The organism is Streptomyces sp. NBC_01429 (genome assembly GCF_036231945.1).
In the GTDB taxonomy this organism is placed as follows: domain Bacteria; phylum Actinomycetota; class Actinomycetes; order Streptomycetales; family Streptomycetaceae; genus Streptomyces.
Map to the genome: position 1 here is coordinate 259,738 of NZ_CP109599.1, position 13,618 is coordinate 273,355.

14 protein-coding genes are annotated in these 13,618 nt (G+C 72.2%); 6 read left to right on the forward strand and 8 right to left on the reverse strand.

Going from position 1 to position 13,618, the window contains the following annotated elements:
- The first annotated feature begins 44 nt into the window (after window positions 1-44).
- Together OG627_RS01185 and OG627_RS01190 are read left to right on the forward strand one after the other, a co-directional pair.
- The gene (locus OG627_RS01185; protein WP_329060496.1) at window positions 45-899 is read left to right on the forward strand and encodes an NAD(P)H-binding protein; all 855 of its coding nucleotides are present in this window, start codon (window positions 45-47) and stop codon (window positions 897-899) included.
- Between the two features lie 126 nt (window positions 900-1,025).
- On the forward strand, window positions 1,026-1,241 hold the full coding sequence (locus tag OG627_RS01190) for an isocitrate lyase/phosphoenolpyruvate mutase family protein (RefSeq protein WP_329060498.1): 216 nt from the start codon (window positions 1,026-1,028) through the stop codon (window positions 1,239-1,241).
- Between the two features lie 15 nt (window positions 1,242-1,256).
- On the opposite strand, the gene OG627_RS01195 is transcribed toward OG627_RS01190, so the two are convergent.
- Entirely contained in the window at window positions 1,257-2,762 is a 1,506-nt protein-coding gene (locus OG627_RS01195) for a SulP family inorganic anion transporter (RefSeq protein WP_329060500.1), read from the reverse strand.
- A 411-nt stretch (window positions 2,763-3,173) separates the two neighbouring features.
- On the opposite strand from OG627_RS01195, the gene OG627_RS01200 reads away from it, so the two are divergent.
- Together OG627_RS01200 and OG627_RS01205 are read left to right on the forward strand one after the other, a co-directional pair.
- Window positions 3,174-3,578, forward strand: coding sequence for a MerR family transcriptional regulator (locus tag OG627_RS01200; RefSeq protein ID WP_329060502.1), 405 nt, complete (start codon window positions 3,174-3,176; stop codon window positions 3,576-3,578).
- 84 nt (window positions 3,579-3,662) lie between these two features.
- Entirely contained in the window at window positions 3,663-3,986 is a 324-nt protein-coding gene (locus tag OG627_RS01205) for a hypothetical protein (RefSeq protein ID WP_329060505.1), read from the forward strand.
- On the opposite strand, the gene OG627_RS01210 is transcribed toward OG627_RS01205, so the two are convergent.
- Window positions 3,946-5,259: an erythromycin esterase family protein gene (locus OG627_RS01210; protein ID WP_329060507.1), complete on the reverse strand. Its 1,314-nt coding sequence runs from the start codon at window positions 5,257-5,259 to the stop codon at window positions 3,946-3,948. The genes OG627_RS01205 and OG627_RS01210 overlap by 41 nt on opposite strands.
- A gap of 58 nt (window positions 5,260-5,317) precedes the next feature.
- On the opposite strand from OG627_RS01210, the gene OG627_RS01215 reads away from it, so the two are divergent.
- Window positions 5,318-6,067, forward strand: a complete 750-nt coding sequence (locus tag OG627_RS01215; protein WP_329060509.1) for a TioE family transcriptional regulator — start codon at window positions 5,318-5,320, stop codon at window positions 6,065-6,067.
- A gap of 106 nt (window positions 6,068-6,173) precedes the next feature.
- Here OG627_RS01215 and OG627_RS01220 read toward each other — a convergent pair whose 3' ends face one another.
- Window positions 6,174-6,350, reverse strand: a complete 177-nt coding sequence (locus OG627_RS01220) for a hypothetical protein (RefSeq protein ID WP_329060511.1) — start codon at window positions 6,348-6,350, stop codon at window positions 6,174-6,176.
- A gap of 5 nt (window positions 6,351-6,355) precedes the next feature.
- On the opposite strand from OG627_RS01220, the gene OG627_RS01225 reads away from it, so the two are divergent.
- A complete protein-coding gene (locus OG627_RS01225; protein WP_329060513.1) occupies window positions 6,356-6,847 on the forward strand; it encodes a nitroreductase family protein in 492 nt (163 codons plus the stop codon).
- A 362-nt stretch (window positions 6,848-7,209) separates the two neighbouring features.
- Here the strand turns inward: OG627_RS01225 and OG627_RS01230 are convergent, their stop codons facing one another.
- The 5 genes from OG627_RS01230 to OG627_RS01255 form a co-directional block, all read right to left on the reverse strand.
- A complete protein-coding gene (locus OG627_RS01230; protein ID WP_329060515.1) occupies window positions 7,210-7,815 on the reverse strand; it encodes a dihydrofolate reductase family protein in 606 nt (201 codons plus the stop codon).
- Window positions 7,816-8,046: 231 nt separating this feature from the next.
- Entirely contained in the window at window positions 8,047-8,340 is a 294-nt protein-coding gene (gene tpg / locus OG627_RS01235) for a telomere-protecting terminal protein Tpg (protein ID WP_443073403.1), read from the reverse strand.
- 281 nt (window positions 8,341-8,621) lie between these two features.
- A complete protein-coding gene (locus OG627_RS01245; RefSeq protein ID WP_329060517.1) occupies window positions 8,622-9,590 on the reverse strand; it encodes an aldo/keto reductase in 969 nt (322 codons plus the stop codon).
- A complete protein-coding gene (locus OG627_RS01250; protein WP_329060519.1) occupies window positions 9,587-10,006 on the reverse strand; it encodes a MerR family transcriptional regulator in 420 nt (139 codons plus the stop codon). Before OG627_RS01250 ends, OG627_RS01245 begins: the two co-directional genes overlap by 4 nt.
- Before the next feature lie 64 nt (window positions 10,007-10,070).
- Window positions 10,071-13,553: a phosphodiester glycosidase family protein gene (locus tag OG627_RS01255; protein ID WP_329060521.1), complete on the reverse strand. Its 3,483-nt coding sequence runs from the start codon at window positions 13,551-13,553 to the stop codon at window positions 10,071-10,073.
- Between the last annotated feature and the right edge of the window lie 65 nt (window positions 13,554-13,618).

Below are 13,618 nucleotides of genomic sequence, written 5' to 3' on the forward strand. Positions count from 1 at the left end.
ATCCGTGGGTGCGGCCGCGAGCGTGGCGGCGGAAGGGCTGGGCGATGATCCTGCTGACCGGAGTCACCGGCACCGTCGGAGGGCTGGTGGCGGAGCGCCTGCGGACCGACGAGCCCGTACGGCTGCTCGCCCGTGACCCCGGCCGTATCACCGCTCCCGCCGGGTCAGGGACCGAGGTCGTGAGTGGTGACTTCGCGGATCCCACGACGCTGGCCACCGCGCTGACCGGGGTCAGGGCCGCGCTCCTGGTGACGTGCGACCCACTCGCCCCTGCGCACGACGAGCACTTCGTCGCGGCGGCGCGGCGCGCGGGCGTACGGCATGTGGTGAAGCTGTCCGCGCGGGCGGTGGCGGAACCGGACGCGACCGATCTGATCACCCGCTGGCAGCGGGACAACGAGGCGCTGTTGCGGGCGTCGGGGCTCGCGTGGACCTTTCTGCGCCCGCGTGCCTTCATGTCCAACACCCTGGGCTGGGCCCGTTCGATCCGCGAGGAGGCGGTGGTACGGGTCTTCGGCGGCGCCTCGCCGCACGCCGTGGTGGACCCCCGCGACATCGCCGACACCGCGGCGCTCTGCCTCACCGGGACCGGCCACGAGGGCCGTGTCCACACCCTCACCGGCCCCGTCGCGATCAGCGCCGCCGACCAGCTCGCGGTCCTGTCCGACGTGCTCCAACGCCCCCTGCGGCTGATGGAGCTGACCCGGGACCAGGCACTGCGTGGCCTGCTCGCCCGCTATCCGTCACCGGTCGCCGAGGCCCTGATGGAGAGCGCCGTACGACGGGGCTCCGGTGCGAAGGCCCGGGTGGAGCCGACGATGGAGCGGCTCCTGGGCCGCCCGGCCACCCCCTACCGCGGCTGGGCCGCGGACCACGCGCGGGCGTTCCGCCACGGCTGAACGGGCGCCTGAGCCGCGCCCAGGTACGGGGCGGGGTCACCTTCACCTCACCACTGAGAATGACGCCACCCGGGGTGCGCGGACAGGACCGCCGGTTAGGTTGGGACCGCCGGTTAGGTTGGGACCGTGGAAGAAAACAGTCCGGCCCCGTCCGCGCTCGTCACCGAGTTCCACGCGCTGCACGAGTCGGGGTGTTTCGTCGTGCCGAACCCCTGGTCCGTGGGGTCGGCGGTGTATCTGAGGCATCTGGGATTCCGCGCCCTCGCCACCACCTCCGCGGGCTTCGCCTTCAGCGCGGGGCTGCCGGACGAGGTCCGAGCGGTGCCCGGACCGGCCTCGTAGCGATCTCCGACGGAGTCAGTGGCCGCCGGTGAGTTCGCCGCTGAGCTTCTCGTGGATCCGGGCGCTCGGCCGGTTCAGGCCGATGATCTCGACGCTCTTTCCACGCTGGACGTATCTGGTCTCGACGGCGTCCAGGACGGCGACGGAGGAGGCGTCCCAGACATGGGCGTGGCTGAGGTCGATGACGACCGTGTCCGGGTCGCCGGTGTAGTCGAACCGACGGACCAGGTCGTGGGAGGAGGCGAAGAAGAGCTGGCCGGTCACGGAGTGGACGACGCGGCGGCCGTCGGGGTCGGTCACCGAGGTGACGTCGGTCAGCTGGGCGACGCGCTTGGCGAAGATGACCATCGCGGTGACCGAGCCGACGACGACACCGATCGCGAGGTTCCCGGTGGCCACGACACAGGCGACGGTGATCACCATGACGGCGATCTCCCCGGCGGGCATCCGCTTGAGGGTCCGGGGAGCGATGGAGTGCCAGTCGAAGGTCGCGAAGCACACCATGACCATGACGGCGACGAGGGCGGCCATGGGGATGTCGGAGACGATCGGCCCGAAGACGACACAGAGCACCATCAGGAAGGCTCCGGCCAGGAAGGTGGAGAGCCGCGTACGGGCGCCGGAGACCTTCACATTGATCATCGTCTGGCCGATCATGGCGCAGCCGCCCATGCCGCCGAGGAAGCCGGTGACGATGTTGGCGATGCCCTGGCCGATGGACTCGCGGGTCTTGGAGGAGTGGGTGTCGGTGATCTCGTCGACCAGCTTGGCCGTCATCAGCGACTCCATCAGCCCGACCAGCGCCATCGCGAGCGCGTAGGGGGCGACGATGGTCAGGGTCTCGGTCGTGAACGGCACGTCCGGCAGGCCGGGCACGGGCAGCGAGGAGGGCAGCGCGCCCTTGTCGCCCACGGTCGGCACCGCTATCCCGGCGGCGACGGTGATGACGGTGAGGATCACGATGGAGACCAGCGGCGCCGGGATCACCCTGGTGACCTTCGGGAAGAACACCATCAGGGCGAGGCCGCCGATGATCAGCGGGTAGACGGCCCAGGGCACGTCGTGCATCTCGGGCACCTGTGCCAGAAAGATCAGCACGGCGAGCGCGTTGACGAAGCCGACCATCACGGAGCGCGGCACGAACCGCATCAGCTTCGCCACCCCCAGCGCGCCGAGCACGATCTGGAAGACACCGGCCAGGATGACCGCGGCCACCAGATACCCGAATCCGTGCTCGCGGTTGAGCGGCGCGATGACCAGGGCGACGGCGCCGGTCGCCGCCGAGATCATGGCGCGGCGACCGCCGACGAGGGAGATCGTCACGGCCATCGTGAAGGAGGCGAACAGCCCGATCGCCGGGTCGACTCCGGCGATGATCGAGAACGAGATCGCCTCGGGAATCAGCGCCAGGGCGACGACGAGGCCGGCCAGCACCTCGGTCCGCCAGACCTTCGGGTCGGACAGCCAGTCGGGGCGAAGTCCGCGCAGCCGCGAGGCCGGGGACAGTACGGAGGTGGGCAAGAGAAGAACCTGTCGTGCTCGGGCACGCCGTCCGGCCTCGCCGTGGGCGCGCATGGTGTCGCGGACGGCCGGGGCGGCCATCGGCGGAGCCCGCGAGGGGCGGGCCGGGAAGGTCGGGACAGCGGCCCGGCGCGGGAGAACCGCGGGGGTTGTTCAGGGACGAGGGATCACGGCGGGCAGGCGGCGGCGCGGAGCATCATGGTCATGCGTACGCTCTCTCCTACCGGCTTCGTTCCTCGGCGGGAGCGTCATCGGCCCCGACACGGCTGAGGGGCGGGAGCGGGTCCCGCCGTACGGGACAGGGATCGCCGCACACCGTGCGGCCCCACCGTCCGCGAACTCTACCCTAACGTTACGGTAGAGATGAAGACAGGCCGTCCGGACCCCCGGCAGAAGACGAGGAAGCACAGCGTGAGCAGCGAGCACATGCAGATCGGCGAGGTCGCCGCACGCACCGAACTGTCGCTGCGCACGATCCGGCACTACGAGGACGCCGGACTGGTCATCCCGTCCGCCCGCTCGCAGGGCGGGTTCCGCCTCTACACCGAGGCCGACGTCGGCCGCCTGATGGTGATCCGCCGGATGAAGCCGCTGGGCTTCAGCCTGGAGCAGATGCGTGAACTGCTCACCGCGACCGACCGTCTCGACGCGGGCGAACCGCTGTCAGCGGCGGAACGCGAGGAGTTGGTGGAGCGGGTGCGCGGTTTCGAGCAGGCCGTGCAGCAGCGGATGGCCGATCTGCGGACGCAACTGGCGCGGGCCGAGGAGTTCGCCGCCACGCTGCGCGACCACCTGACGCGCGCTCCCGCTCCCTGACGGTGCCGCTCCCCCCGGCCTCCCACATGAGCCCTCGTCAGTCCTCGTCAGTCCTCGCCGGTCTCGGGATACGCTCTCGTCCCCATGGGCGCCATACAACTCTGGAGACGAGTACGTCAGGCGGACAAGCCGGTCGCGGTCACCGTCGGAACGGGAAACGTGCTGCTGTGCGGTGGGCTCTTCCTGATGATGATCGGAGGAGCGCTCGGCCTCTTCGAGGCCACCACCCGGGAGCAGGAGACCGCCGCCCGGACTCTCGCGGGCCAGATCTTCGGCTGCTGGCTCGCGGGCGGGCTCATGCTCTTCTCCCTGATGGGAATGTTCCGGTCCTTGTTCAGCCACCTGGTCACGATGCTCGCTCCGCCCGTCATCCTGATCCTGATCCTGATCGTGGCGTACGCCCTGTGACTGTGGCTGACTCCCGATCAGCCGTCGTCGAGCGGGCCGGATCGCCTGACGTCACGACGGGGACACCGACATCCTTGACGAACACGATGCCGTCGCTGTCCGCCAGGTGGGCCGGGTCGAGCGGGGCGTAGCCGAACCAGGGGGATACGCGGGGCGCGGGCCGCGTGTCGCCGAGGACGGTGGCCAGCCGCCGGGCGTCGATGACGCGGCGGTCCTCGGGGAGCGCGTACAGGAGTCCTTCGACGGTGTCCGGGGGCGGGGTGCCCACTCCCCGGTGCCGGATCGTGCCGAGGGCCGTGGCCACGAAGGCGTACTCCTCGCCGAGCCGGGCGCTCACGAGCGCGCCGGCGCTCCACCACTCCAGCGGCATCCCGCCCATCCGCATCGTGCTCTTCTCCCGCTGGACATGGGAGTTGTGGGCGTTGACGAGTACCGGGCCCCGAGCGGCGACGGCGAGGAGGTTGTGGGCCATCATCCCGTCCCGGAGGCTGACCAGCCGGGTCATGCGCGCCGGTGAGGTGTCGGCCATCGCTGAGTGGTAGCGCAGCAGGCCGACGGCGGTACGCCCGTACAGCCGCGCCCGGTGCCACTCCTCCCGCGCGGTCTCCGTGGCCGGGTCCGGCACCCGCGCGTCGAGCAGCGCCACCAGATCGTCGGCGAGCAGCCGCAGCCGGCCGGCCTCGGCCGACCGCCCCACGGACCGGGCCGGGTCCATCATCGCGGCGGGATCGGTCCACCGGTCGTCGGCGCCGAGCAGCTGGCCGAGGGTTTCCGCGGTGCAGGGAAGCAGGTCCGCGTCCACCCGGGGCGAGAGGTAGCCGTGGAGTGCGGTGAGGGCCTGCCGGGGGCTCGCGGCGTGGGTGATCTCCAGCGGGCCGTCGAACCCGGCGAAGCGGAGCCGCTCGGATGCGGGCCGACCCCCGTCGTCGGAGCGGACGTTGTAGGCGCGCATCCAGCGCACCAGCTCGCGGTTGGCCGCGAAGGCGCCCCAGTCGTGGCTGAATCCGCGCTCCATGACCTCGTCGAGAGTGCCCGTGCCCGAGGTGACGTAGTCGTCCACGATCAGGCCCATCACGCAGTCGCTCTCGAGCGCGATCGTCCGGTAGCCCTCCTGCTCGACGAACTGCCGGAAGAGCCCGTTGCGCAGATCGAGCAGAGTGTCCTCGCCGTGGGTGGGCTCGCCCAGGGCGAGCAGCCGGGGCCGGGCCGGAAGCAGTCTCATGACAGCGGCGGCCCCGACGGCATGGGTGGTGTCCTTGATGTCCGTAGCCATGCCTTCAACGGTATCGTTGAACTTTCGGTTGAAACTTTTACGCGAAAGCGTCGGTTCTGTGGGACGAAACCTTCAAAGCGGGGTACGGCTCAGGCCGGTCGATCTGGCGCGCGAGCACGGTCTGTCCACGCAGGCGATCAGGAACTACGAGGAGACCGGCATCCTTCCGGCCGCCGGTCGCACCCCCCACGGCTACCGCACCTACACCTCGCTGCACGCGGGGGCCCTGCGCGCGTTCCTCGCCCTGCTGCCCGGCCATGGCCACGCGACGGCGACGGCGATCATGCGGGCCGTGAACCAGGGCGCGGCCGATGAGGCGTTGCGCCTCATCGACGAGAGCCACGCCCAGCTCCTCGACGACCGGCGCACCCTCCAGGCCGTCGAGCACGCCCTCAGCGACCTGGAACCCGCCACGCCGCCCGAGCCCGCTGCGGGTTCGGAGCCGGCCGCGCGGTCCGGGCCCGGCGCCACGTTCATCGGCCCGCTGGCAGGGACGCTCGGAATCCGGCCCGCGACCCTGCGCGCATGGGAGCGCGCCGGGCTGGTGCGCCCGCGCCGCGATCCGCTGACCGGGTACCGCGTCTACGACGAGGCCGACGTACGGGACGCCCGGCTGGCCCACCAGCTCAGGCGGGGCGGCTACCCGCTGGAGCGGATCGCCCCGCTGATCGCGCAGGTGCGGGCGGCCGGCGGGCTGGAGCCGCTGGAGGCCGCGCTGTCCGACTGGCACGGCCGGCTCGCCGCCCGCGGGCGGGCGATGCTGACCGGGGCCGCCGAGCTGGAGGCGTACCTCCGCCGGCGCGGATGAGAACGCGGGACCGGCCGACGTCGGCCGAGGACGGTGGAACGCGGCACGCCGCCCCGGTGCTCAACACCTGACGGGCCGTGAATCCGTGGGCCGCTCCCGCGGGCGGTCAGGCGCGGGCGCGACGTGACGCGTGGTCGAGGAGGGTTTCGGCGGCGACGCGGGCGTGGCGGCCGTAATCGGGATCGCCGAGTACCATCGCGCGGCTCGTGGCACCGTCGGAGAGGATGAACGGGCATCCCCGGACGACGCCGTCCGGCCACGGATGAGAGACGGTGGACGTCATGACGAGTGAGCTTCCCGGCGTGGCCGAGCAGCTCATCCGGGGACGGCGCGCGGACCAGGGCGTTCCTGCCCGATCCCGTTCCGGACGAGACGATGGAGGCCGCCTTCGGCCTGGCCGGCGCCGAGATGTACGGCACGCTCGGTATCGACCGTGATGCTCAGGAACCGCGTGCCGCCTGCGACGTCAGGAGTCTCGGCTACTACGACGCGCCCCATGTCGCGCTGCCGTTCGTGCCGGACTCGGGCGATCCGCGGTCGACCGCCGACGTCGGCATGTACGCGCAGACGCTGCTGCTGTCCCTGGCCGCTCACGGCGTGGCCAGTTGTCCTCGGGCGTTGCTGAGCTTCTACTCCGACACGGTTCGCGAGACGCTCGGCCTCACCGGCGGAGAGCTGCTGTTCTGCATCGTGTTCGGCTACGCCGACCCGGCGGCCGCGGTCAACGCCGTCACCGTCGGCCGCGAGCCACTGCGGGAGACGACCCGGTTCCACCGCTGAGGTGAACCCCGGCGCGAGCCGGAACAGGTAGCGGGTGTGAGGGCCCGCGACGGGGCACCCGGTGCGGCGAATCGTGGCGCGGGCCCTGCACACGTGTGACTGGGCGCTTCAGCTGGCCCCATCGGTCATGTGGAGCGCTCAGCTCGCTCGGCTTTGCCCGGGGAAGCGTCCAGCGCCGCATCCGTATCCGGAAGCGGACCTTTGCGGAGACTGCGGGCCCGGGAGGGCCCGCAGGGGCTGACCTGTGACAGTTCGGGGCCAGGTGGACCGGGCGCCCTGACGTTGGCCGGCCGCCATTAGGTCTTGCTCCGCACCCGCCGGGCGCCTGCCTGGCGGCCGTCCAGACCGGCGGACGGGCGGCGTCACGCGGGGGCGTTGAGCGGCGGGTGCTCGAGCACGCGGGGCTTGTACTCAACCAGCTGGATGCGGCCGTCGAAGGTGCGGTGCTCGATCATCTCGAGGGCGACGTCCGGATAGCCCTCGTAGATGCGTTCCGCGCCCGTGGCCCCGGTGATCACCGGGAACATGACGACCCGGAAGCGGTCGACGAGTCCGGCTCGTAGCAGGGAGCGGCACAGACTGAGGCTACCGATTGTGCGGAGGAGCCCCGAGCCGCTGGACTTCATGGCGCGGACCGCCTCGACGGCGTCGTCGCGGACGAGCGTGGAGTTGGCCCACGTCAGTGGCTCCTTGAGTGAGGAGGAGAACACCACCTTGGACGCCTGCGTGAGCTCGTCGAAGGACGCCTGTTCTTCGGGCCTGATCTCGTCTTGGCCATCGGGGATCTCGCCTGCGGCGAAGCCGGACATCTGACGGTAGGTGTTCGCTCCCATCAGGTAGGTGGTCTCGGGCTGCCTGCCGAGCCACGCGAGGTACTCCGGGCCCTCAAGGCCCCAGAACCCGGGCCATCCTTCTCCCGACGCGTGGCCGTCGAGGGAGGTGATGAAGTCGACGAGAAGCTCCGACATGGCGGTGTCCTTTCCTGGGATGTCACGAGCGTGGACCGGCCGGGAGCCACAAACTCATCGGCCGCGCTGTGGAGTAACGAGAAAACCCATGCAGCCGATCAGATCGGATGAGCGCCACCCGCGAACGGCCCGGGCCAACCGTCACGCTCAGCCGGGCCAAGTACAACGCTCAGGGGCCAGCTGAAACGCTCAGTCACAACACGTCGCTCAGTCACAGGTGCCCGGCGAGCCTCAGTAGTCCAGTTCCACGTAGTCGATGTCCGTGAACTCCACCAGCAGGTCGTCGGCGCGTCGGCCCTGGTCCTTGAAGTAGATCTCCTGAAGTACCTCGGCCACGATGCGGCGCAGCCGCCGCTCGTCCGCCCCCGTGCGCCGGGCCTCGAAGAGCTGGGCCGCGTACGCCGGGGGCAGGTGCTGGGTGATGCGGCGGACGCGGCCGTCGGGTGGCGTACCAGCCGGGCCCGGCCGGCCGGGTACCGCGCGGGGTGAAGGGGTTGGGCAGCCTCGGGTCGATGTCGACGCCACTGAGGTCGACGTACCAGGAACCGGGCAGCTTCTTGTCGAACTCGGGTGCCTGTACGTGTGCGGCGGGACCGAGCCCGGCCACCAGGCGGTTGGCGGCGGCGGCGAAGGCCATGTTGACGTCGAGCCCGACCGCGTAGCGCTTGGCGCACTCCTGGTCGGTGAGCAGCTCGGGGTCCCGGATCCACCCGTACGCCCCTCGTCGAGGACGTCCGTACGCGCCAGAAACGCACACCGGACCGCACGCGGAACGCGCGGGGGGAATCCGGTCGGGGTGCCGCGTGTCAGCCGCGGGGCGGGGCGTTGCGGTCGCCCGCCGCGACGCCGTGCGGCGCCGCCGCGTCGATCGCCGCCAGGTCCTCGGCGGTGAGGTGGATGCCGGCGGCCTCCGCGTTGTGTTCGAGGTAAGCGCGCCGCTTGGTGCCGGGGATCGGTACGACGTCCTGGGCCAGCAGCCAGGCCAGCGTGAGCTGGGTCGGGGTGGTGCCCTTGGCCTCGGCCAGCTCGGTGACCTTGTGGACGACCGCCAGGTTCGCCGCGATGTTCTCCTCGCTGAACCGGGGCATACGGCGGCGGGCGTCGTCAGGGGCGAGGTCGTCGCGGTGGGTGATCTTTCCGGAGAGGAAGCCGCGGCCCAGCGGGGAGAACGCGACGAACCCGATGCCCAGCTCCCGTACCGTCTCCAGCACCGTGTTGTGTTCCACGTCCCGGCTGAACAGGGAGTACTCCGACTGGAGCGCGGTCAGCGGATGGACGGCGTGGCCCCGGCGGATCTGGTCGGGGGTGGCCTCCGAGAGCCCGATGTAGCGGACCTTGCCGGCCTGGACCATCTCGCTCATGGCCCCGACGCTCTCCTCGACCGGCACGTCGGGGTCGACGCGGTGCAGATAGTAGAGGTCGATGACGTCCGTACCGAGGTGGCGCAGCGAGCGGTCCACCGACCGGTGTGCGTAGGCGGCGCTGCCGTTGGGCCCGTGGGACGTGCCGTCGTCGTCGAACTCCGTGGCGAACTTCGTGGCGAGGGTGATCTGGTCGCGCCGCTTGCCGAGGGCGCGGCCGATCAGCTTCTCGTTCTCGAACGGCCCGTACGCCTCGGCCGTGTCGATGAAGGTGACGCCGATGTCCACGGCCCGGTTGAGCGTGGCCACGGCCTCCTGCTCGTCGCGCGGGCCGTACCAGACGCTCATGCCCATCGCGCCCAGTCCCTCGGCGGAGACGGTGAGGCCCTGTGATCCGAGTTTCACGGTTTTCATGAGGAGGGGTAGCCCTTTCGCTCGCGATAAAACTTGATCTTTCGTTCAATGGCTTCCAGATGGCTCCGCGTCTCGTTGAGCTGTTCGAGCACACGCTCACGGTGCTGCTCCAGGACGGCGAGGCGCTCGGCCTCGTTGCCCTCCAGCCGGCAGATCTCGGTGAAGGCGCGGATGGCGCGGATCGGCATGCCGGTGCCGCGGAGCATCACGATGCCGTCGAGCCAGTTCAGATCCCGCGCGAAGTAGCGCCGCTGTCCGGAGGGGGCGCGGTCGGCGGGCTCGGCCGTCAGGCCCTCGCGCTCGTAGTAGCGCAGTGTGTCGATGCTGAGGCCGCAGGCGAGGGCGGCCTCGCCGATCGTCAGACCGCCCGGCGGGATCTCCGGATCCGGCGCGGGCCGGGGAGCCACTGAAGTCATGGCTCCACCCTCCACCCTGGAGCGCGCTCCAGGGCAAACGGTGACGTCGCGCCGACCTGACGCGTCATCCCGGAGTCCCCGTGATCCGGATCTTCGCCGTCCGGGTCACCCCGCTGACCGTCACCGCCAGGGTGACCGTGCCGGGGCGCAGGGCCGTGAGGGTGCCGGTGGTGGGGTCGAAGGCCGCCGCGTGCCGGGGGCGGGCCCCGGCCGGGGGGCCGATACGGAGGTTGAGCGAACCGGTCCAGTCGGCGCTGAGCGGAAAGGCCACCGGCACCGCCCGCGCCCGGTCCGCGTCCGTCCCCTGCGTGACCGTCGCCGCGATCCGGGCTTCGCGGCCGGCCGTCAGCACCGTCGGCGCGTCCAGGGTCAGCCCGTCCGTGTGCGCCCGTGTCCGCACGGAGAGCCAGTCGGGCCCGCCCCGCCACGGCCGCAGCCGTGCGTCCTTCCACTGTCCGGGCGTCACGCGGTCCACGCCGACGAGCGACCAGCCGGTGAAGCCGCCCCCGCCCGCCGGGCCAGCCGGGGCCTTCCCGGAGTTGCCGTTGATCAGATACGGCACTCCGTCCACCCGCGAGGCGTCGAAGACCCCGACATGGCCGCCGATGAACGCGGCGCCCTTGCCCGTCGTACGGCGGAAGTCCGCGAGCCACCGCTCCAGGAGGGCGGCCTCCTTGCGGTCGCCCAGCTCACTGGCCCGCTGCACGGTCGGATCGCGCGGCGGTACGTGCGCGACGACCAGCACCGAGCCCACGCGGTCGTCCCGCGCCGCCGCGTCCAGTTGCTCGCGTACCGCCCTGATCTGCGCGAAGCCGCCGCCGCGCAGCGTCAGACGCGAGGTGTCGAGGGTGAGGAAGCGGGTCCCGCGGTGGTCGAAGACCCGCTGGGCGGGCCCGAACCGCTCCACGAAGGCGTCGATGGAGCCGCCCATCACCTCGTGGTTGCCCGGCACGTAGTACCAGGGCAGGGCTTCCCCCAGTTCCTCGGTCAGCAGGGTGCGGGCGAAGTCGAGGTCGGCCGGGGACCCCTCGTCGACCAGGTCGCCGTTGATGACCAGGAAGTCCGGCCGGGCCGCCCGGATCTCGCGCAGCGTACGGCGGGCCTGCGCGACGATCGCGCTGTCGGGGTCGCGGGCGACGAACTGGGCGTCGGACATCACCGCGAACCGCCAGTCGCGGGCCGCCGTTGCGGCCGCCGTGCCGATCAGCGGATCGGCCGGGCGTGATCGCGCGGGCAGTTCGACGCCGGGCGGCACCCGCGCCGTCAGTTCGTCCACCGTGATCTCGCCGGTGTACTGGCGGTCGGCGGCGGTCTCGGCCAGGTAGAAGCGTTCGACGGTGAGCGGCGTGGCGGCCCCGGCCGGGACGGCGAAGGTGACCTGGCGCCAGCCGGTCCAGGTGACGTACGGGCCGCGCAGCAGCTGATCGGAGCCGGCCGCGTCCTTGAGATGCAGGGTGGGCCAGGAGCCCCCGCCGTCGCCCTTGATCCAGAGCGAGAAGGACTGGGGTTGGCCGGGGACCGGGATGGGCTGCGGGGGGCTCGCGTAGGCCGCCCGGGTGGCGGTGGAGCGGGTGAAGTCGTAGGCGAGGGTGAGGCCGGTGCCGCCGCGGCCGTCGGGGGTGGCCGAGACCGATCCGCTCGCGCGCGCCTGACTGAAGGTCCAGGCCGCCGCGTCGTCGAAGCCGGACACCAGCCGTTCGTCGAGTCCGACGCTGACGGCGAGCACGGTCGTGGCGCCGCCCGCCGTCGCCGTGATCCGTCCGGCTCCGCCGCCCGTCTGGGAGGTGACGGCGAAGGAGCCGTGGCCGTCGTCGGTGACGGAGAAGAGCGTGCGGTCGTAGTCGAGGCGTACGTCCGAGGGCTCGATCGGGGCACTGGCGCCGTGGGCGTCGAGACCGACGATGCCGAAGGAGCCGGTCGCCCCGGCGTCCGCGAGCGCGACGCGTTCGGTGGTCGGCAGGATGCGGGCGAGCGTGTCGAGCACGGTCAGCTCGGTGCTGCCCCCGGCGCCTGCGCGTTCGGCCCGTACCCGTGTGGTGCCGCCGGTCCGCGCGGTGAACACTCCGTCGTCGACCCGGCCCACCGAGGGGCGTACGGTGCGCCACCGGGGCCGGCCGGTGGCCGGTCCGTAGGTCTCGTCGAAACCGGTGGCGGTGAGAGCGCGGGTCAGCCCGGGGAAGACCCGCTCGGGATGGCCGCCCTTCACCGGGTCGACGGTCGGGGCCTCGTCCGGCGTGGTGCGGGGCTGGACCCAGAACCCGGTCAACCGTCCGCCGCCGGCCGGCGCGGTGAGGGCGAGCCCGTTGGCGACCGCGCGCTCGCTGCCGTCCGAGGGGCTGTTCGCCACGCTCAGTGTGTCGCTGCCGGGGGCGCGGGCGACGAGGGTGGAGGAGCCACCGCCGTCGAGGTTCAGCGCGTTGTACGCGCCGGCCCGGCGCATCATCAGGCCCAGTTCGGTGAGGGTGACTCCGGCGCTGTCCTGCTGCCGGCCGTCCACGGTGATCACCTGCATGGTGGCGCCGTCACGGGAGAAGCCGACGGCGGTGCGCGGTGCGGCCGTGTTGTTGCCCTCGCCCTCGTGGCCGAGCGCCACGCCGTCCACGACCAGCAGCTCCCGGCCGCCGACCGCCGTACGCGGTACGGGACCGCCGTCGGTGCGCGGCCGGTACTCCAGGGCGACGGGGTCGCCGGGCCGCAGCGCGGCGAGGTCCTGGGCGCCCGCTTCCCTGCCGACCAGGACGGTGGTGCCGGCGGGGATCGGGCCGGTGCCCGGCCGGTCCGTCACGGAGACGACCCGGCCGCCCCGCAGGACCGCCTCGGCGACCGGGGCGGCCCGGTCAACGGTGAGCACGCGATCGGCTTCGCCCCAGTCCGCCGTATAGGCGCCGACGCCACCGGCGGGCACATTCGCCGCGTTGTACGCGTCCAGCGCGCGCGGGCCCGAGGGGAGCGTCACCGTACCGTCGAAGTACAGCCGCAAGATGCGTCCGGCGCTCCCGGGGCCGATCCCGACGGCCCGCTCCGCGCCGCTCTCGCCGGAGTGCACGACCCGGCCGTCGGCGACCCCGGGACCCTGCGGGGCGCCCGTCTCGTTGATGTCGAAGAAGTCCGCGTTGAACGCGGCGACGGTCCGGCGGCCGGGTCCCGGGTCGTGGTGGGCGGCGAGTTCGGAGACCGTACGGCGTTCGGAGACCCGTCCGGAGGAGAGGTGGTCGGCGCCCGCACCGGCGGCCAGATCCACCGAAAGGGCGTTCACGCGCAGCCACTTGTCGGATTCGAGACGGTCGTACGAGGTGAGCCGGATGCCGGGGGCGACCGGCCGGGAGGCGCGCGCCGTCTCGATCCCGTCGGCGTCGGCGACGGACCGCGACGCACCGGCACCGGCACTCGCGGGCGGCGGCGCGACCGGCCGCAGTGCCTCGGCGGCGGTACGCGGTCGGGGATCGGGACCGGCATCGGCCGCCGCGGGGGCCACCGCCCCCGCCGCCAGCGCGATGACGGTCGTGAGGAGTAAGGCGGTCCGCGCGGCCGGGCCGGGCCCGCGCACCCCCGCTGTCCGAACCCGCCTCGTGCCCGAGGCTCCCCCTGTGCCCACGACTGCTCCCGGAATAC

Coding starts and splice junctions, on each gene's coding strand:
- OG627_RS01245 (WP_329060517.1), bottom strand. CDS start 9,590: ATGAAAACCGTGAAACTCGGATCACAGGGCCTCACCGTCTCCGCCGAG.
- OG627_RS01210 (WP_329060507.1), bottom strand. CDS start 5,259: ATGGCTACGGACATCAAGGACACCACCCATGCCGTCGGGGCCGCCGCT.
- OG627_RS01205 (WP_329060505.1), top strand. CDS start 3,663: ATGGGCGCCATACAACTCTGGAGACGAGTACGTCAGGCGGACAAGCCG.
- OG627_RS01220 (WP_329060511.1), bottom strand. CDS start 6,350: ATGACGTCCACCGTCTCTCATCCGTGGCCGGACGGCGTCGTCCGGGGA.
- OG627_RS01250 (WP_329060519.1), bottom strand. CDS start 10,006: ATGACTTCAGTGGCTCCCCGGCCCGCGCCGGATCCGGAGATCCCGCCG.
- OG627_RS01230 (WP_329060515.1), bottom strand. CDS start 7,815: ATGTCGGAGCTTCTCGTCGACTTCATCACCTCCCTCGACGGCCACGCG.
- OG627_RS01185 (WP_329060496.1), top strand. CDS start 45: ATGATCCTGCTGACCGGAGTCACCGGCACCGTCGGAGGGCTGGTGGCG.